The 21,902-nt window shown below is 37.6% G+C and carries 11 protein-coding genes; all 11 read left to right on the plus strand.

Going from position 1 to position 21,902, the window contains the following annotated elements:
- Positions 1–4 precede the first annotated feature (4 nt).
- The gene (locus tag CYTFE_RS0104035) at positions 5–1,441 is read left to right on the plus strand and encodes an aldehyde dehydrogenase family protein (RefSeq protein ID WP_027470766.1); all 1,437 of its coding nucleotides are present in this window, start codon (positions 5–7) and stop codon (positions 1,439–1,441) included.
- 129 nt (positions 1,442–1,570) lie between these two features.
- Positions 1,571–2,245: a bifunctional 4-hydroxy-2-oxoglutarate aldolase/2-dehydro-3-deoxy-phosphogluconate aldolase gene (locus tag CYTFE_RS24905; RefSeq protein ID WP_200871227.1), complete on the plus strand. Its 675-nt coding sequence runs from the start codon at positions 1,571–1,573 to the stop codon at positions 2,243–2,245.
- 242 nt (positions 2,246–2,487) lie between these two features.
- Entirely contained in the window at positions 2,488–3,579 is a 1,092-nt protein-coding gene (locus CYTFE_RS0104050) for a sugar kinase (protein ID WP_027470767.1), read from the plus strand.
- Between the two features lie 22 nt (positions 3,580–3,601).
- Positions 3,602–6,826: a glycoside hydrolase family 2 TIM barrel-domain containing protein gene (locus tag CYTFE_RS0104055; protein WP_027470768.1), complete on the plus strand. Its 3,225-nt coding sequence runs from the start codon at positions 3,602–3,604 to the stop codon at positions 6,824–6,826.
- 372 nt (positions 6,827–7,198) lie between these two features.
- Positions 7,199–8,056: an AraC family transcriptional regulator gene (locus CYTFE_RS0104060; RefSeq protein WP_027470769.1), complete on the plus strand. Its 858-nt coding sequence runs from the start codon at positions 7,199–7,201 to the stop codon at positions 8,054–8,056.
- Between the two features lie 530 nt (positions 8,057–8,586).
- Positions 8,587–11,673 carry a SusC/RagA family TonB-linked outer membrane protein gene (locus tag CYTFE_RS0104065; RefSeq protein ID WP_211238148.1) on the plus strand — a complete coding sequence of 1,029 codons (3,087 nt, stop codon included), beginning with the start codon at positions 8,587–8,589 and terminating at the stop codon, positions 11,671–11,673.
- Positions 11,674–11,701: 28 nt separating this feature from the next.
- Positions 11,702–13,417, plus strand: coding sequence for a RagB/SusD family nutrient uptake outer membrane protein (locus tag CYTFE_RS0104070; RefSeq protein WP_027470771.1), 1,716 nt, complete (start codon positions 11,702–11,704; stop codon positions 13,415–13,417).
- A 677-nt stretch (positions 13,418–14,094) separates the two neighbouring features.
- Positions 14,095–16,113, plus strand: a complete 2,019-nt coding sequence (locus tag CYTFE_RS0104075; protein WP_081735905.1) for a glycoside hydrolase family 127 protein — start codon at positions 14,095–14,097, stop codon at positions 16,111–16,113.
- A gap of 49 nt (positions 16,114–16,162) precedes the next feature.
- Positions 16,163–18,172 (plus strand): glycoside hydrolase family 127 protein, encoded by a 2,010-nt coding sequence (locus CYTFE_RS0104080; RefSeq protein WP_027470773.1) that lies wholly within the window; start codon positions 16,163–16,165, stop codon positions 18,170–18,172.
- Between the two features lie 11 nt (positions 18,173–18,183).
- Positions 18,184–19,830, plus strand: coding sequence for a sulfatase (locus CYTFE_RS0104085; protein ID WP_044212247.1), 1,647 nt, complete (start codon positions 18,184–18,186; stop codon positions 19,828–19,830).
- A 75-nt stretch (positions 19,831–19,905) separates the two neighbouring features.
- Positions 19,906–21,831, plus strand: coding sequence for an FAD-dependent oxidoreductase (locus CYTFE_RS0104090; RefSeq protein ID WP_027470775.1), 1,926 nt, complete (start codon positions 19,906–19,908; stop codon positions 21,829–21,831).
- Positions 21,832–21,902 lie beyond the last annotated feature (71 nt).

Raw genomic sequence — 21,902 nt, forward strand, 5'->3', positions numbered from 1 at the left:
TGTGATGAATTTCGGATATAAAAAAATGTATATAGGTGGCCAACTTAGGGATGCCATTTCGGGAGATAAGAAAGAAGTGGTTTGTCCTGCGAACCAAGAAGTAGTGGCTGAGGTTGCTTCAGCTGGAGTGGGTGATGCAGAGAGGGCATTGAAAGAAGCTGATAAGGGTTTTAAAGTGTGGTCGCGTTTTTCTTTGGCGCAACGAACGAAGTGGATGATACGATTTCGTGATGAAGTGCTTGCCTATGAAGATATATTGCGTAAAGCTATTATGTTTGAGATGGGGAAATCGTACGAAGCGGCAGCTGAGGATGTTCAGTTATTGACCGATGGGCTAGCATTTTATCCTCAAGCTATGCGAAATATGCACGATGAAATTATTCCGGATGTGGAAAATACGCATAGACATAAAATAGTTCATCAACCGGCCGGCGTAGCTGTGGCTTATCTGGCCTGGAATTTTCCTTTACTCAATGTAGGTTATAAGGTAGGTCCTGCTTTGGCTGCTGGCTGTTCCATCGTTATAAAACCTTCTGAATTATCTCCGCTGTCTTCATATATACTTGGTGAAATTTTGTTTAAAATAAATTTTCCGGCTGGTGTTATTAATATTATTAGTGGGCCGGTTGAACAGGTGGCAACAACCATGACGAAGAGTAAGATACCAAAGGTGCTGACTATGATTGGTTCTTCTGCATCAGGAAAGAGGGTGATTGCTGATTCAGCAACATCAGTAAAGCATGTTAGTTTAGAATTAGGAGGAAATGCACCTTTTATTGTATGTGAGGATGCTGATATTAATACTGCTGTGGAGATTGGTATTGCCCTTAAATATGGCAATTGTGGGCAAATATGTGTATCTCCCAATAGATTTATCATTCATGAAAATGTATATGATGAGTTTCTTGATAAGTTTACGAAAAAAGCAAACCAATTAAAGGTAGGTTTTGGTATTGAGGAGAAACCTGATATGGGGCCTTTGGTTACATTGCGTGACAGAGAACGTATATTAAAGATGATTGAAGATGATGTAGCTGCTGGGGCTAGTATTCATTTAGGGGGTAATATTCCGGAAGATAAACCCAATGGCTTCTTCTTGGAGCCGACTATTTTGACTGGTGTTACACGAGATAGCAGATGTTTTAAAGAAGAAATATTTGGCCCAGTTGCAGCCATGATGAAATTCTCTGATGTTGAAGAAGCTATTGAAATCGGAAACCAAACAGAGTATGGTTTGGTGTCGTATGTATTTTCCCAAAACGAAAAAGTAATTCGTCGAATGTCTGAAGAATTAGACTTTGGTGAAGTACAAGTGAATGGCGTTAAATATGCCATCTATTTGCCACATGGCGGTATTAAAGAAAGTGGAATTGGTCATGATTGTTCTTACCTGGCTTTAAACGATTACTTAATAAAAAAGAGAATAACAATTGCGCTATAATTTTATTGGCGCCGCCAAAAGGTATAATACCTCGAGGCTTGCCTCGTTAATGAATTTAGTTTTCAACTTCATGCCTCGTGGGCTTGCCCCGAGGTTGGTTGACTCAACGATTTTTTAAAAATTTAATATATGCAACCTATTGCACAAAGGGCTATGTCGCCTGAGATAATTACAAAAATACATGATTGTGGTATAATAGCGGTATTGGTATTGGATGAACTGAAACATGCAGTTCCGGTTGCCCAGGCTCTTCTTGAAGGGGGCGTGAATGCTATTGAATTAACACTCCGTACATCTGTTGCCATGGACGCAGCTCGTATAATAAAAAAGGAAGTTCCAGAAATGAATTTAGGTTTTGGAACGGTTTTAACCGTTGATCAAGTGAAAGCTATTACTGATCTAGGAGCCGATTTTGCCGTAGCTCCTGGTTGTAATCCTAAAATTATTGCAGAAGCATATAAACAAGGCTTATCTTTTGCGCCAGGAGTTGCGACCCCATCAGATATTGAAATAGCTGTTGAGGAAGGATGTAGAGTGCTTAAATATTTTCCTGCAGAAACGGCTGGCGGTATGGTGCATCTAAATAATATGGTGGCTCCTTATCAATATTTAGGATTATCTTTTATCCCCTTGGGTGGATGTAATATTGATAATGCGTCTTCTTATTTGAAATCTTCATTAATTACTGCAATCGGTGGTTCATGGGTGGCTAAACGTTCTCTTATTCAAGCAGAAAATTGGGAGGCTATCAAATTAAATGCACAGAATATTAGGGATTTAATCATAAGAATTAGAAATAATTAGACTCATGTGGATTTGTTTGGTTTCTGACAAAAATTCTAAGTCTTGTGCCATTTATTGAATTAGTGAGACAAGTATGTTAGAGAACCTTCATCCAAAGATGAATAATTTTTATAGGAAATTGTATAAGACCATTGTGAATGATTTTTGTGCATATAAAACGACCATAATAAAGCATTTATCATACAGGGGGATGATTCGTTTTGGCAAGTTTCATATGACCATTGAAAGAAAAATTTAAACACATGAAAACAATAATAACATTTGGTGAAATTATGGGACGAATTTGTCCCGAGAATTTTCAGCGTTTTAGACAAAGTATGCCAGGTAAACTTGACATGACTTTTGCGGGTGCCGAAGCTAATGTAGCTGCATCTATTGCTATGTTGGGAGGTGATGTTCGATTTGTTACTGCACTCCCCGATAATGAAATGACCGGAGCGTGTGTAACGGTATTGAAGGGTATTGGAGTAGATACTTCTGGTATTAAATTGACTAATTACGGACGTTTTGGATTGTATTTTGTTGAGCGAGGAGCTAATCAGCGTCCTAGTAAAGTGATGTATGATCGTGACTTTTCTGCAGTTTCTATGACAAAGGGTGATGCGTATGACTGGACTTCTTTGTTAAAAGATGCGGGGTGGTTGCATACAACAGGCATAACACCCGCCCTTTCAGAGGTGTCGGCACAAGCAACAGAAGTGGCTGTGCGCACGGCTAAAGAGAAAGGTTTAATGGTATCTTGTGATTTAAATTTCCGTAAAAAATTGTGGCAATGGCAAAATGGTACTACAGCAACAGAATTGGCCGAAAAAACGATGCGATCAATTTTACCCTATGTGGATGTAGTTATTGCCAACGAGGAAGATGCTCATGATGTACTAGGTATCTCTGCTGAGAATACCGATATAGAGGAAGCCAAACTCGATGTAAATAAATACGAAGGGGTAGCAAAGGAGATTGTACGACAGTTTCCTAATGTAAGAAAGGTAGCTATTACTTTGCGCGAGAGTTTCTCTGCTACACATAATAATTGGGGCGCTATGTTATTTGATGCTAAAACGAAAAAAATGCATTTAGCTCCTGTAAAAGATGGTAAATATTCACCGTACCAAATAAAAAATATCATTGACCGTGTAGGAGGGGGTGATTCCTTTGGTGCCGCTTTGGTCTTTGCTCTTAATACACCTGAGTTGGCCAAGCCACAGCATGCTATTCGATTTGCAGTTGCCTCTTCTTGTTTGTGTCATTCTATTAATGGTGACTTTAATTATGTATCTCGAGATGAAGTGGAGACATTGATGAACGGATCTACTTCTGGTAGAGTTGTAAGATAAACTTATAAATGAAGAAATAAATATGAAGCGAGTTATTATTTCTCTTGGGTTACTGTTATTTATTGCTGTGCCGTTGATTTATGCCCAAAACGATTGGGAAAACGAATTAATGTACGAAAAAAATAAGATGCATGCCCGGATACCTACTTATTCTTATATAAATGTAGATGATGCTCTTTCTGGTAAAAGGGTAAAGGCACGTATGAAATCATTAAATGGAACCTGGAAATTTAAGTTTGTTCCCAGTGTGGAGAAACGTCCAAGAGATTTTATGGCTGCAGATTTTATGGGTGCCGATTGGAATGATATACCTGTGCCTTCCAATTGGGAATTACAAGGTTATGGACAGCCTATTTATACTAATATTATTTATCCTTTTACACCTGATATTTTAAATATACCCAAGAGTCAGCAAAACTACATGGGACCTATGCCTCCTCGCCCACCTAAAATATATCGTAATAACCCTGTGGGGAGTTATTATCGCGATTTTGAGGTGTCTAAGGAATGGAAAGATTTATCAGTAATTTTACATTTCGGGGGAGTGTCTTCTGCTTTTTATGTTTGGGTGAATGGTAAGGAAGTGGGGTATAGTCAGGGTAGTAGACTGGCTGCCGAATTTGATGTGACCCAGTATTTGCAGGAAGGAACCAATAGATTGGCTGTTCAAGTATTTCGTTGGAGTGATGGTAGTTATCTTGAGGATCAGGATATGTGGCGCTTGAGTGGTATTCATAGAGAAGTAATGCTCTTGGTTCAGCCTAAAATTTCGTTGAACGATTTTTATGTGCGAACAAAGTTTGATGCCAATATACAGGATGCAAAGTTAGAAGTACGCCCTAAAGTGTGGGTAAAAAAAGAAACGGATCACCTCGACGACTGGATATTATCAGCTAGCTTATATGATGCGGATCATAACAAAGTAGTAGATTTGTCTTCTGTTTCAGTGGGTGCAGTTTATAATGAGCGCTGGCCGCAACGGGATATCACAAAATGGGGAATGATGGAAGCCAACGTTAGAACACCTCGTAAATGGTCGGCAGAGGAACCTTATTTGTATAAATTGGTGTTCGAACTAAGGGATCCGAATAAGCAGCTTGTTGAAGTTAGAAGCCAGTCGATAGGTTTTCGAAAAATCGAGTTTGGACGTAATAATGCTTTGTTAGTAAATGGGAAAGAGGTGAAGTTAATGGGTGTGAATCGTCATGAGCATCACCCTGTACGTGGGAAAGCACTTACTCGTGATGATATGCGTAAGGATGTTGAGTTGCTGAAGCAGTTTAATTTTAATGCGGTACGTACTTCTCATTATCCCAATGATCCATTTTTTTATGAGCTATGTAATGAGTATGGTTTATATGTGATGGATGAAGCTAATGTAGAGTGCCATCATTTAGGAAGCTATATTCCTCAACAACCTTCTTGGGCAGCTCCTATTTTGAGTCGTATTATTCGCATGGTAGAACGAGACAAAAATAACCCCTGTGTTATCTCTTGGTCTATGGGAAATGAAGCTGGTACTGGTCCTGCCTTTGCGGCTGCTGCAGGGTGGGTTAAAGATTTTGATCCTTCGCGTTTTATCCATTACGAAGGAGCTCAAGGTGATCCTACAAGTCCGTACTATAAGGAAGGAGCGTTTGTGAAAGATGCCTACCGTGGGCCTTATATGTCTAATCCTACCGATCCTTCATATGTTGACGTATTGAGTCGTATGTATCCTAAATTATATCAACTTAATAATATGTCTCGAAGTCCACATATTAAGCGTCCTATTGTTATGTGTGAATATCTTCATGCCATGGGTAATTCAATAGGGACATTGGGAGAATTTTGGGATACTATTCGAGTACGACCAAATTTAATTGGTGGCTTTATATGGGATATGATTGATCAGGGCATCATGAAAACCCATGAAAGTGGTCAGCCATACTTTGCTTATGGTGGCGACTTTGGAGACGAACCCAATGCTTCAAATTTTTGCTTAAATGGTGTGTTTGCTACTGATAGAACGCCAAATCCTCATGCTTGGGAATGTAAATATGTATTTCAACCGTTTTCGTTTGAAGATGAGGATGTGCTGCATGGCGATATAAGAGCATTCAATCGTTTCGCTTTTACAAACCTAAATAAGTATGAGTTACGTTGGTCTGTTTCTGAAAATGGGAAAGAATTGCAATCAGGAGTGTTGAGCCCTCAAGATATTGCTCCTAGTTCGGTAGGTTCTATCCATATTCCATTTAAGCCAATGGCTTTTAAAAACGAGTGTGAATACTGGCTGCGTTTGAGTGTACATGAGCTAGAGGATCGTCTTTGGTGTAAAAAAGGGTATGAAATAGCTACGGATCAAATACTGATGAGAGGTAAGTCTAATCAATACTTGTATATGTCAAGCGTTAAATCACTCGTGAAATGGGAAGAGAATTCTGATGTTATTCAGGTAAAAGGGAAAGATTTTTCTGCCAGTGTTGACAAATTAAATGGTCATTTAGTTTCTTATGTGGTGAAAGGTAAAGAACAACTGTCATCACCATTACGACCTAATTTTTGGCGCCCTTTGACCGATAATGACTCTAGGTTTAGGCGTCTTTACAATAAGGCGAAAATATGGCAGCGTGCCCAAGCTGAACTTAAAACAACCTCTGTTAAAGTTAATTCGGAAAAGAATACTGAGCTCGATATTGTTGTAAATCAACATTTAGATGATCTCATTATTTTGAAAACGATTTATACTATTTTTAGTGATGGAGTTATTGATGTAAAGATGCATTTGAATGCAGCATCATCTCTGCCCGACTTGGTTAAGTTTGGTGTGACTTTAGGTGTGTCGTCGAAATATAAGCAGACAGCCTATTATGGTAACGGACCACATGAAACGTATATAGATCGCAAACGCAATGCGCAGGTTGATGAATATCAGTTTAATACCGGTGATCTCTTTTATAATTATGCCAAGCCCCAAGAAAACGGTAACCGTACAGATGTACGCTGGTTGAAAATGAGTGAAAAAGGCAAGGGGGGAATTGAGTTTATGGCTGAGCCTTTGTTTGGATTTTCTGTATGGCCTTATTCAGCCGAAAATATTGAGAAGGCACAACATACTTATGACTTGCAGAAGCAGGGTTTTTATACGGTAAATATAAATATGGGACAGGCTGGATTGGGAGGAATGAGTGCTAGTCCGCTTGATCATCAAAGATTAAAAGCAGGTAATTATAATTTTCAGTTTAGAATGAAAGTATCTAAGTAATTCAATAGTTTTTCTCAAAAAAGCTTTCTTTTTTGAGAAAAACTAAGTTGTTTTATGTTTTGGGATCCACCCAATGGCAGTACGTATATTTTTTTAGTTTTGTATTGTTTACCCCATAACTGATAATGAGAATGTTTTGTAAACACAGGTTAATATATGTAAGGTTAATGTTTACCGTATTTTAGCATATTTGTGGATCCTGAGTTACCAAGGGTAGGTGATAAATGATTGCATTTTAAAAAAAAGAGAATAATACTTTTATATGTTAATTATTTGTGATAGATAAAACGAGCCGTGGGAATTGTTTGGCACACAGGGGAATGATTAATACTGGTGAGTTCCGTGGGGCCATTGAATGATAATTTTAAACACATGAAACTAATACTGAAAAATACCGATAGCTTTAAAAATGAGCGGATTGATATTACCAAAAAAGAAATACCATGTTTAGATTCTTCGTGGCATTATCATGCTCAGTTTGAACTGTTATATATTTCTAAAAGTAATGGTATTCGTTTTGTGGGTGATAGTGTTTCTCATTTTTTCCCGGGTGATTTAGTATTGGTAGGACCTTATCTACCTCATCTATGGCGTAACGATTCGTCGTATTATAAACAAGAAGAGACGAATAAAGTAAAAACTATTATTATAAAGTTTTCTAAAGATTTTATAGGAGAAAATACATTTAATTTACCTGAGTTTTCCAAAATCAATCAATTGTTGGAAAAATCTAAATTTGGAGTGAGTTTTGGTAAAGATGTGAGTAGGATGTTGCATAACGAATTGCTGTGTATCATTGATTTGACGCCGGCAGAACAATCTGTGAAACTTTTAGACATTCTTTGCCGCTTGTCTCTTACTGAAGAAAAAAGGACTTTATCTTCAGCCGATATGCGTCAATATACCACGGAGAATTCTCCTCGTTTGGATGAGGTTATCAAGTATATCTCTAATAATTATTTTAAAGATATTAGCTTGAAAGATGTATCTGATGTAGCCTGTATGACTACCAATTCATTTTGTCGTTTTTTTAAAAAAATGACCAATAAATCATATGTGCAATTTCTGAATGAAGTTCGTATTCGTAACGCTTCTCGTTTATTGGTTCAAGAAGAAATAACAATATCAGATGTTTGTTATCGGGTAGGATATAAGTCTGTTACTAATTTTAACAAGCAGTTTAAGCAAATTGTAGGTTGCACGCCTAACACTTACCGTACTAAATTGTAAGAATCTTCATGTGGTGTTTTATTTGTTGAAATGAGGCATAATTGTGCTATGCCTGGTCTCAATATGTTCTTTATTGATTGCACTTTTAATTTTCACGCATCATTGGTGCCCAATGATTGCAACTTTAAAAATATTAGTTGGGTTTATTCTTGCACTATATGTTATGGGTACATGTTGCGGAGTTCTATTTTTATTACGCGCAGTTTTCTATTCTTCCTCCTCTAAAGTTTCCTAGTCGCTATTTTTTATGTCAAATTTTAAATAGGGTAAAATAATGTCATTAAAGGTTAATTTATATTGATTATCCATTTAAGTTGAAATATATCTTTGTGATGCAAATTCAAGAACAGCAGTACAATGCGTATTTGCGAATAAAAATAACTAAACAGGAAAGTACTGCACTACTTCCCTGTAAAAGTTAAAAATGAAAAATCACTATATAATTCATTTCTAAATGTAAACCTATGAAAATAATCCAAAATCAAAGATTAAAATTTATCTTTTCTGTTCGATGTTGCACATCTTTATTGATGTTAAGATTTTTAATGATTGCTTTTTTGTGTTTATCGCTTGGTGTGTCCTCCGCAATGGCTCAGTCTAAAACTATTTCTGGTACTGTTCGGGATACTGAGGGGGTGCCTTTACCTGGGGTTACGGTTGTTATTAAAGGTACAACTACAGGTACAATTACGGATATCGATGGAAATTATTCCTTAACAAATATTCCTGTTGGCTCTACGTTGGTGGTTTCTTTTGTAGGAATGACGACAAAGGAAATTGTTATTACTGATCAATCGATGGTAAATGTTGTTTTAGAAAGCAGCTATATCGGCCTTGAAGAGGTGGTGGCTATTGGTTATACAACACGTAAAAAAGGGGAGGTTACTGGCTCTATTAGTTCGGTAAATTCTGAAACTCTCGAAAGAACTTCCAGTAAAGATCTTGAAAAATCGTTAGCGGGTAAAATTCCTGGATTAATTGTAAGCGATAAGGGAGGTTACCCAGGTTCTAGTGATGTAACGCTTCTAATACGAGGTAAATCTACATTAAATAACAATGAACCTCTCATCTTAATTGATGGTATTACCGCAGGAAGCTTCTCTCACTTATCTGCACAGGATATTGAGTCATTGACTGTATTAAAAGATGGGGCAGCTGCTATCTACGGAGCAAGAGCAGCGAATGGAGTTATTTTGATTACTACTAAACGCGGAAAATCAGGAAAACCTTCCATCAACTTATCCACTTCTTACAATGTGTCTAGTTTTTCTGCTAAGCCTAACTTGCTAAATTCTGCTCAGTTTGCGACTTGGCAAAATGAAGCTGCAGAGCGAAAAGGAGAGGCTTTGCCTTTTACACAAGAAGATATAGACAAGTATGCAGCTGGAAATGATCCAAATTATCCTAGTACCAATTGGTCTGATGTGACTTTTGCTGATTATTCACCAGAATCTAGAACTTCTTTGTCTATTTCTGGAGGAAATGAAAACGTTAAGTATTTTGTAAGTGGAGATTATTTAGACCAGGTTGGTATGTATAAGTCTGGCGATCTTAATTTTAAACAATATCAAGTCCGTTCGAATTTGGATATAAATATTTGCAAAAATTTGAAATTGGGTATTGATTTGTCTGGTCGATTTGGAGATGCTAACGAACCTGGTGTGGAAGAGAGTTACATTTATAAACATATTTACGTAAATGAACCTACGGAAGTGGCTATTTATCCCAATGGTTTAGCAGCTTGGGGAGGAGAAAATGGTTCGAATCCGTATGTTATGTCTAGCAATGAGTCAGGATTCGTGAATAAAGTAGATAATGATATTCGTGCAAAATTTTCATTTGATTGGGATTTATCAGAATTTGTTAGTGGTTTAAGAGCAAAAGGCTTTGCTGGAATTCGGAAAATGAGTTATGATAAAAAATCGTGGTACACACCTTGGACTGTGTATCAATTTCAAGAAGGATCAAATGACTATGTGCCGTCAACAGGGTATTCGCAAAGTGGTAACAAAAGAATCTTGCGAGAGTCTTTTTGGAAATTTAATGAATTGATGTTAAATGCAACAGTGCATTATTCTAAAGTATTTAATGAGAAACATACATTAGGTGCGTTTGCAGGGATAGAACAAATGAGTTCCGATCAACGTGAGTTTTGGGCTGAAAAAAAGGACTTTCCAACAAAAGACCATTCTGAGTTATTTGCGGGAAGTGATGATGCGCAACAATCGAATGGAATTTCGGCCGAATGGGGAAGACTTAATTATTTTGGTTCCATCAGTTATGATTATAGAAAAAAATATTTCATAGACCTAACATTACGTCATGATGGCTCCAGTAATTTTGGTCCTGGAAATCGCTTTGGAACCTTTCCCGGAGCCGCTGTATCTTGGTCACTGGGCAATGAGTCTTTTATGGATTGGTCGGATGCTTGGTTGGACGTTCTAAAAATTAGATCATCTTGGGCCATTATGGGTAATGATCGTATTGGTGCGTTTCAGTATTTGACACGCTATAATTATAGTGGAAATACCAATGTGGCTCAGCCTAATTATTATTTGTTTGGTGTACCTGCTACTAGATACAATGGCTATTCGAGCGATAATGTTCCTAACCCTGATATTACTTGGGAAACTGCAGATATGAAAAATTTAGGCTTGAACTTCGTTATGCTCAATAACAGATTGTCGGGAGATATCAATTATTTTTATCAGAAACGTGAAGACATACTTATTACAAGGAATGCTTCGATTCCAGATGTTGCTGGGTTAACCTTGCCACAGGAGAACTTGGGAAAAGTGGATAATTTTGGATGGGAATTTGAGTTGGCCTGGAATGATAAAATGGATGATTTTAATTATAACCTGGGCGCAAATCTTACCCAGGCAAAAAATGAAGTAGTGTATTTGGATGAGCCTGCTGATGTCCCGGAGTGGCGTAAACGTGAAGGACATCCAATGGACTCTTATATCATTTATCCAACGGCAGGTATTTTTTATGATCAGGAACAAGTGGATGCCACTGAGGTGAAATTACCAGGTACTGTAGCAGGTGAACCCATCTATTTGGATACCGATGGAAATAAAAAGATTGATTCAAATGACCGTATTCGTTCGTATGCCTCGGACGTACCTGAAATTCAGTTTGGTATTTATGGAGGTGCAGCGTATAAAGGGTTTAACCTTAATTTCTTATTCCAAGGACAAGCCAAGGCAAAGATGATCGTATATTTTGAAGAAAAAGGGGCCTTGCCTGACTTTATATACAAGAATAGATGGACACCTGAAAACCGTAATTCGAGATACCCAAGGGCCTTTCTTAAAGGAGATGCATATAGTGGTAATTTGAATACAGCAGATAATTTTCAAGGAGCCGATTTATGGTTGCGTGATGCTTCTTTTTTACGATTGAAGGAATTGGAGCTGGGGTATACTTTTGCACAGGATAAAATTAAAATTGGTACTCTAAAGGTATATGTAAGAGGAAATAACTTGCTTACCATGTTTTCTGATATTTATGATCTGGGTCTTGATCCCGAAGCAACAGGGTATGTTGACTTTAGGAAAAGTAAATATCCTTCTTTGAAAACATATACAGTTGGGCTGAATTTTAATTTTTAATCTATTTGAGCACTTAAAAGGAATAAACATGAAAAATATAAAATTAACATATTTATTGATACTATTCGTATTGCTGGTAAGTTACAGTTGCGAAGACGTTTTAGAAACCAATGCAAAGGATGCTTTTGCCGAAGATTTAATATACGAAGACCCTGACCAAGTGGAACGCTTAGTTTATACAGCTTACAATAGTACCGAGGGTTGGGGGGTAAACCGTTTTCAGTGGTGGAGTAGGAGATTTAATATTGAAGCAGCTTCTTTTGAAGCAAAATTTAATTTTAATAATTTGGATCTTTTTAAATTACGGAGCGTAGGGATTACACCCAGCAGTATGGGCGTGTGGTTGCAAAAATGGAGTAATTATTGGGATTATGTTCGTTCTTGTAACGAATTCTTGGATAGAATAGACAACAGTGTGGCAATGAGTGTGGATGCTGAAAGAGTCAATGTGCTGAAAGCGGAAATGAAATTTTTGCGAGCAAATTTGTATGCCAAATTAATAAATTATTATGGGGGTGTACCTATTATGAACCGGGCATTAGGTTTACAAGATGATTTTAATTTGGAGCGTAATAGTTATGAAGAATGTGTGGACTTTATTGTCAGTGAATTAGATGAAGTGGCTGCCATTCTTCCGGAAACACGTCCCGAAACAGAGTTTGGTAGAGCGACTAAATTGTCGGCTTTAGCAGTGAAGTCACGTATATTATTGTATGCAGCCAGTAAGCTGCACGATCCTTCATCTGCACCCGCAAATGATCCTTTATATGTTTATACAAAATCATCTAAATGGCAAGATGCTGCAGATGCTGCGAAAGAAATTGTAGACATAGTGGAAGGACGTGATCTGATTGCTGTAGCGGATGCAGAGGAATATCAGAAGTTGTTCTTATCTCCCAACCAGGACATTTTGTTTGCTAGACCTTATGGATCTGCATATTATGATTTTGGTACAGATGCAAATTCATTGTGGGATCAAACACAATCACCCAATGGTTACGGTGGTTGGGGCTTATCTTCACCTACACATAACTTTGCTTTGCAATTTAATATGCAGGATGGGAGTGGAACAACGAGTGCTGCGTTTGACCCATTAAATCCCAATGCAAATCGTGAAATGAGGTATTACGCAAACCTACTTTTTAATGGAGCTCAATTTAGAGGTCGTGATGTTCAGTATTATTTATCAGATGACGTGAATAAATTCCCTCATGGCTTAGACTCTCCTGAAGGTATAGGTAATACCTCGCACTCGTCAAAAACAGGTTATAATATCCGTAAATTTCAAGATGAAAGTGTTGATGTAGCAGGAGGTATTTCACCTCAACGTCCATATATTTTATATCGTTTGGCCGAAATTTATTTAAATTATGCTGAAGCTTTATACCATATTCCAGGCCAGGAAGTAGTCGCCAGAGAGTATCTTAATAAGGTTTCTACAAGAGCTCTGCAACCTGAGATTACAGCTAGTGGGGACGAGCTTCTGGAAGCTATTAAAAGAGAAAGAAGAGTAGAGCTTTGTTTTGAAGGTCATAATTTTTTTGATGAAAGACGGTGGATGGAAGACGACCACTTAGGATTTGATATAAAAGGTTTAAAATGGACGAAAACTGATGATGGGTCTTTGACCTTTGTTGAAGAAACAGTAGTTACAAGGCCATGGTATAACAAGCATTATTATTTACCAATTCCCTCTGTAGAGCTTGAAAAAGCTCCTTCTTTATTGCAGAACTACGATTATTAATATCAGTCTGATATACTTAAAGGAGGCTGTTTCTTATGAAACGGCCTTTTTTGGTATGCTGGGCATGGTAATAGTCTGGCGAGATGTAAGTCTTTGTGTGCGCCGAGTTGAAAGAAAGCGCTAGCGATTGGCTAGGGCGTTGTGAGCACTACAAATCTGAAAGAAGCCATTAGTAAAGTTGAAGTATTGGCGCACAGAAATCTGATATAAGGCTTACTTGGTGGGGCAACCGAGCCATAGAATGGGAACGCCCAAATATTAACCGTAATACCATAAAGTAAATCAGGCAGTACGCAACGAAAGAATATTATCTTATTTCGTGTGGTCTCAACAGGGCGAGGGGGTAATTCCTTTACCTACTCGATTTTGCGATGATCATATAATAGTGATTCAACTTCACGAACAAGGTAAAATATTGTAATATTAGGTTAATATTTATTTATGCTAAACGGTGTAACTTCTTCATATTTGCATCAAGTGTTTTAAAATGGATGAATAAGACTCATGCCTAAATTTTTTAACAGATACTAAGAGCATCCTTTGTTTTGAGGTTTCGCAATAAAATGATCTTTTGTATTGAGGTGATATCGTTATTTACATAGGAGTACTAATGTATCGCTGGTGGGTATTTTCTTTATAGTTTAAAATAAGTTTGTAAATTAATCTAAATTAGAATAATGGATAAAATAATGTTATTGGTGTTAAGCCTAGTTGTTCTTCATGCTGCATCGGCGCAACAAAAAGGGATTGTTAATAATGCAAATAGTCCTTATGTAAAATTAAAAAGTATTGACATGGGCGATTGTATCTGGACCGAAGGTTTTTGGGCAGATAAATTTAAAGCCGCAACAGAAAGTATGGTTCCATATATGGGCGAAGTATTGTGTGGAGATACAGGACATGCTTTAAATAATTTTAAAATTGCAGCTGGTGAAAAAGAAGGTCATCACCATGGAATGCGATGGCACGATGGTGATTTTTATAAATATATGGAAGCGGTGTCGTATGTATATGCGCAAACAAAAGATAAAAAATTACTGAAGGAGTTGGATGAATATATACGTATTATTGGTAAGGCTCAGGAAGAGGATGGATATTTACAGACACAGATTCAGTTAAATCCCGAAGTAGATCGTTACGATAATCGTAAGTATCATGAAATGTATAATACCGGGCATCTGTTAACAAGTGCTTGTATTCATTATCGTGTCACTGGTCAGCGTAATTTCTTAGATATAGCCATAAAACATGCTGACTATCTATATACTATTTTTATGCCTGAGGATAAGAAATATGGTCGTTTTGGTTTTAATCAAACGCAAATTATGGGACTTGTTGAGTTGTATCGTACGGTGGGAGATCAAAGATATTTGAAATTAGCAGAAAAATTTATTAATAATCGAGGTAAGTATAGAGTAGAAGAAACACCAGCTACAGAAGGATATCCTATTGGTGATATGGTGCAGGAATATACACCTTTGCGCAAAGAGGATGAAGCAGTAGGGCACGCAGTTTTGGCTTTGTACTTTTATGCCGGAGCTGCTGATGTTTATTCCGAAACAGGTGAGAAAGCGTTGCTAGACGCTTTGGATCGTTTATGGGAAAATGTCACAGATAAAAAAATGTATGTAACTGGTGCTGTTGGACAAACTCACTATGGTGCCTCAACAAACCGACAGATGATAGAGGAAGGTTTTATTGATGAATATATGATGCCCAATATGACAGCTTACAATGAAACGTGTGCTAATATTTGTAATTCTATGTTTAGTAAGCGTATGTTGGATATTCATGGAGAGTCAAAATATGCCGATATTATGGAACTCGTAATGTATAATAGCGGTCTTTCTGGTATAAGTCTTGACGGTAAAAATTATTATTATGCGAACCCTTTACGCGTTATTGATGGAGCAAGAGATTATAGTAAAATGAATACTGAATTCCCTGAACGTCAGCCTTATTTAGAATGTTTCTGTTGCCCTCCAAATTTAGTTCGTACTGTAAGTAAATTATCCGGTTGGGCCTATAGTAAAACGGCCAATGGTATTGCTGTTAATTTATATGGAGGAAATAAGTTGAATACGAAGTTATTAGATGGTTCTGAATTAAAGATTACACAAGTTACTAAATATCCATGGGAAGGTCGTATTAAATTAACGATTGATAAATGTAAAAAAGGTGCATTCGATATTACGCTACGAATTCCTAATTGGGCGCGTGGAACACGTATTACGGTAAATAATATGGATGCAGGTATTGATGTGAAAGAAGGAAAATTTGCTGTTGTCAATAGAGCTTGGAAAAAAGGCGACGAGGTAGTAATCGATATGCCTATGAATATAAACCTTGTTGAAGGCCACTCTCGTATAGAAGAGGTACGCAATCAAGTAGCTATTAAACGTGGACCGATAGTTTATTGTATAGAATCTCCCGACCTTCCCCAAGGAACGGATATTGTAGATGTTTATTTAAATGGTGAAGTACCTCAAAAAGCAGTTTTTAATAGTGATCTACTTGGGGGTGTTACAACCGTTGAAGCTGCGCTATTATTGAGAAAGGATAGTAATAAAGAAAAGATGTACAAAACAGTTCGCAAACCGGTTTTTGAATCATATAAAACAAGGCTGGTACCCTATTTTTCATGGAGCAATAGAGGACGGTCAGAAATGACTGTGTTTATGCCTGTTGTATGGTAAGATTTAATATAGTTTTTGAATACATTGTAGTATGGTTAAAATCTTAAAAATGAAAAAAATATGGATGGCTATGGGTGCTTTTATTTTTATGGGGAGCACTATAGCTCAAAAGCAGGGCATCATAAATAATGGAGACAGTCCTTATGTGCAATTTAAAAGCATCAATATATCCGATTGCCAATGGACCAGTGGTTTTTGGGCCGACAAATTTAAAGTCTGTGAGGAAACCATGGTTCCTCATATGGGTGATATTTTGACTGGAGATGTAGGGCATGCTCTTAATAATTTTAAAATTGCTGCAGGAATACTGGACGGAGACCACCAGGGCATGAACTGGCATGATGGGGATTTTTATAAATGGATGGAAGCTGCTATGTACATTTATGCCCATAACAAGGATGCAGCTATTCTGAAACAATTGGATGAATATATCGACATAATAGGCAAGGCTCAACAAAGTGATGGTTATCTACAAACTCAGGTTGAAGTAAAGGGTTTGAAGAGATTCGGTAACCGTCAATATCATGAATTATACAATGCTGGACATTTATATACAAGTGCTTGTATTCATCATCGCGTAACAGGCCAAACAAACTTTTTGGATATTGCGGTGAAAAATGCAGACTATTTATATAAATTATTTATGCCGCAACCAGATAGCTTAAAGCGTTTTGGTTTTAATCAAACTCAAATCATGGGATTGGTAGAGTTGTATCGCACCACACATGATAAAAGGTATCTCGAATTGGCGGAATTGTTTATTAATATGAGGGGTAAATCAAAAGTAAAACCTGATGAACATGCTAATTATAAGCATATTGGTGATATGGTTCAGGAACGAAGGCCCTTACGAAAAGAAACAGAAGCGGTGGGACATGCTGTTTTAGCTCTTTACTATTATGCTGGAGCTGCAGATGTGTATGCCGAGACAGGTGAGAGGGAATTGATTGATGCGTTGGATCGATTATGGGAAAATGTAGTGAATAAAAAGATGTATATAACAGGTGCATGCGGACAAACGCATCATGGAGTGTCTTCGCGTGTAGACATGGTGCATGAAGGTTTTATTAATGAATATATGATGCCCAATGCTACAGCTTACAACGAAACTTGTGCTAATATTTGTAATGCCATGTTTAGCTATCGTATGCTGGGAGTCCATGGTCAGGCTAAGTATGCGGATATTATGGAGCTAGTTATGTATAATAGTGCTCTTTCTGGTATTAGCATTGAGGGAAAAGATTATTTTTATACGAATCCATTACGAAAAACGCATTACCATACAGATTATTCGTCTACAGAATCTGCGAACCGTGAGCCATATATCGAATGCTTTTGCTGTCCTCCAAATCTTGTTCGTACAATTGCTAAACTATCGGGGTGGGCCTATAGTTTATGTGATAATGGTTTAGCTGTTAATCTTTATGGAGGTAATAGGTTGAATACTCGATTGCTAGATGGTTCAAAAATTCAATTAAGGCAAGAAACGCAATATCCTTGGAATGGTGATGTAAAGATAACGGTTGATCAATGTAAAAAAGAAGCTTTTCAGATATTGTTAAGGATACCAGGATGGGCCAAAGGTTCAAAAATACAGGTGAACGGAAAGTATATTGATAAGAAAGTAAATCCAGGTACTTATTTAAAGTTGGAACGGAATTGGAAAAAAGGTGATGTTGTAACTGTTTCGATGCCTATGAATGTTCAACTTATGGAGGGAAATCCACGAATAGAAGAGGTGCGTAATCAGGTTGCTGTAAAACGTGGACCCGTGGTCTATTGTATTGAATCGCCCGACTTACCAGAAGATACAGAAATTCTTGATGTGTACTTGCCGCGGGATAATGATTTTGTTCCAGAATATAAATCTGATTTCTTAGGGGGTTTAACCACTATTCAAACACATTTAAAGTTACGTAAGGATAAAAAACAGGGAATGTATCGTCAGTTGGTCTCACCTGAGTGGGAGACTGTGAAAACGCAGTTAATTCCTTATTTTTCTTGGAGTAATCGTGGAACTTCCGAAATGTCTGTATGGTTACCTATCATTTGGGAATAAAGAAAAGAGTAATGAAGTTACAAATAGCAAGCCTTTTTTTAATTTTTGTGCTTTTTGCATGCGTTCAAGTAAAGCAAGAAGATAAGAAAAAACCTAATATTTTATTTTTGGCGGTGGATGATTTACGCCCAGAACTAGGTTGTTATGGTTCGCCTGTTGCTCGGTCTCCTAATATAGATAGATTGGCTAGTGAAGGTTTATTGTTTAAAAGAGCCTTTTGTCAACAGGCTATTTGCGGTCCTTCGCGTGCCAGTCTAATGTCGGGAGTGCGTCCTGAATCATTAGGCGTTTTGCATAACTATACCTTATTGCGTCAGAGTGATATGCCCAATGTCATTACTCTTCCACAGTATTTTCGTAATAATGGTTATGAAACGGTTTATTGTGGGAAAATTTTTCATGGTGATGATGCTTTGGATACTTTGTCGTGGAGCAGAGAACCAGCTAGAGATGCTCCGGCTGTGAAAAAATTACCTAAACCGGTTACCTTTGCATTGAAGGAAGATATTGAAATACAAAAGGCAGACAGAAAAGTAATGTTTGCTAAGTATGGTGAGCAAGCCAAATATGGATTGGCAAGTGGCCCGGCTTTCGAATCTGCAGATGTGCCTGATCAAACCTATCATGATGGGTATAATACTGATTTGGCTATAGCTACTTTAAAGGATATGTTGGCTAAAAATCCGGATAAACCCTTTTTTTTAGGTTTAGGAATGAAAAAACCTCATTTAAATTGGGTGGCTCCTCAAAAGTATTGGGACATGTATGATACGGTGGATATTGTTAATGCAATGCAAACCAAAGCGCCCCAAGGAAGTGCCGCTATGGGATTGCATGCTTCTTTTGAGTTACGTGTTCGATCTGGTATTCCTAAAGAGGGGGAACTAGGAGCTGCTTTGTCTAGTAAATGTACACATGCTTATCTGGCCTGTGTTAGTTATATAGATGCCCAGATTGGTCGTATGGTCAAAGCCATTGAAGAGGCTGGTGTTCGTGAAAATACTATTATTATATTGTGGGGAGATCATGGTTGGCATTTGGGAGATATGGGTATTTGGGGTAAGGCAACGAATTATGAAATAGCAACCCGGGTGCCTATGATTATATGTGTGCCTGAAATGTCAGATAAAGTACGTGGTAAATCAACGAATGCACTTGTAGAATTGGTTGATGTTTACCCTACTCTTTGTGAGCTGGCAGGGCTGGATTTGCCTACACATCTGGATGGGCAGAGTTATGTTCCGTTATTAAAGGAACCAGACCTGAAATGGAAAAATGCAGTATTTAGTCAGTTTCCAACGCCTGCTTTACGAGAATGGGGAGCCATTCCGTTACGACCTGGAATGAGAGAAACCTTTTTTGGCCCCCTGATTTCTAAAGTTGAAAAGCGCATAAAAGAACAAGTAGGTGTTCAGTGGGATCGTGAATTATTTGAAAATTATATGATGGGGTATGCTATGCGTACTGATAGGTATCGTATGATTTTATGGAAAGATCGCAGAAAACAGGATGCACCACCCGTGTTTGTAGAATTATATGATCATTGCAAGGATCCTTTGGAAACTAAAAATATTGCGGATCGTGAACCACAACTGGTTCAAAGGTTGATAAATGAATCTAAAGGAGGGTGGAATGAGAAGTCTGCAATGTCCCATTGACTTTTCTATGCCTATTACCTGGTTGTTACATATTATTCCATCGTAGATTGAATGATGGAACTAAAATAGTAAAAGATGAAACGTAGAGATTTTTTCAGAAAAAGTGCAGCTAGTGCTTTGGGAGCTAGCCTTGTGCCAAGCGTTGTGAATGCAGCAGGGCTTGGACCTATAAAGCCTGATAGAACAATTGATAATTGGCTGAGTATGGGTACTGGAGAAATGAGAGAACCCACAAGAAAGAAAGAGGTGACTTATGGTGTGGCAGTATTGGGTGGTGGATTAGCAGGAATGTGTGCAGCTGTGGCAGCCGCTAGGAATGGAGCAAAAGTTGTCTTGGTACAAGATCGGCCAGTGCTTGGAGGAAATGCATCTAGTGAAATGAGGGTACATGTTAATGGAGTTACTCACTTAAAACCAGACAATTTCCCAGAACGTGAAACCGGGATCATTGAGGAAATATTGCTTCATAATCGTTTTTTTAATCCACAGGAATCTTTTGCCGTATGGGATCATGTGTTATATGACTTTATTTATCAGGAAGATAATATTGATCTAATGCTGAATACGCAAGCAACAAGAGCCATTATGTCAGGTGATAAAATTGCGTCGGCGCATTGTTGGCAAATTACCACGGAAACAGAATATATTATACATGCGAAACAATTTATTGATTGTTCCGGGGATGGCTTGCTGGCAGCTTCGGCTGGAGCATTGTATCGAACAGGTAGGGAGGCATCCTCTGAATTTGGGGAGAAATATGCTCCCAAAGTGGCCGACGGCTGGCAAATGGGGGCAACTCTTCTGATGTTATCAAAAGATATGGGTAAACCAGTTTTTTTTGACCCCCCTTCCTATACTATAAAGTATGATGCCGAAAAATCGCACCCCAAGCGTAACTTTAAAGCTTATCAAGATGGAATATGGTGGGTAGAGGTAGGTAGTGATGATGATATCATTGGTGAGCGAGAAATTATTCGACATAAATTAATGGGATATATGTATGGCGTTTGGGATTATATTAAAAATTCTGGTAAGTTTCCTGAAGCAGAGAATTTAGCATTGGATTGGGTAGGTTCCATCCCAGGTATGCGTGAATCCAGAAGGTTTATTGGTGATTATATTCTGTCAGAAAAGGATTTGCTTGGGCATACACATTTTTCAGATGCAGTGGCTTATGGGGGATGGTCGTTAGATGAACATAATCCCGGTGGAATTGAAAACTTGAAGGAACCTCCTAGTTATTTTCATGAAAGGTTTTCAGAAGTATATGAGATTCCTTACCGAAGCCTATATTCTAAAAATATTTCAAACCTGTTTTTTGCTGGTAGAAATATCAGTCAAACACATATTGCCTTATCTTCCACAAGAGTAATGGCTACTTGTGCTTTGATGGGGCATGCGGTGGGTATTGCAGCAGCTATGTGTGTGCAAAAAAATATTTTTCCGCGCGATATAACACACCAATATATGAATGAACTACAGGAAAAACTATTAAGAGAGGATGCATTTATCCCCAATCGGCCTGCTAGAGATATTAATGATTTGGCCAAAAAATCTGCGCTAGTTTTTGCTTCTTCTACGTCATCAGGAGATGTGAGCTTATTATTGGATGGAATATCGCGTGATTTTAATAATGAGGTGCATCACTGGCAATCTGATGGGCTACCAGCAGAGGTTCAATTGGAATGGAAAAATCCAGTTACTATTTCAACTGTAGAAATTAAATGTGATACCAATTTGAGACGTAATATAATGATGCGTAAAGATTCTAAAGTGAGCGATTCTTTTTGGAATGATATTCCCAAAGAACTTATTAAATCGCTTGAACTCGTGGTACGAGTTAGTGGAGAATGGATACGTGTTGGATCTCTCAATAAAAATATGAAACGATTGATTAAATTTAATTTTGATACAGTAAAAGTTACTGCTGTTCGAATTATATTAAATGATACTTATGGAGTAAGAAATGCCAAATTGTTTGAGATTCGATGCTATCGTTAATTGTTCTTGTGTGTTAAAAAAAAAAATCTAAAATCTAAATAGTTTTATTTATTTCATTTTTATTACCTAGA

The organism is Saccharicrinis fermentans DSM 9555 = JCM 21142, from assembly GCF_000517085.1.
Lineage (GTDB): Bacteria > Bacteroidota > Bacteroidia > Bacteroidales > Marinilabiliaceae > Saccharicrinis > Saccharicrinis fermentans.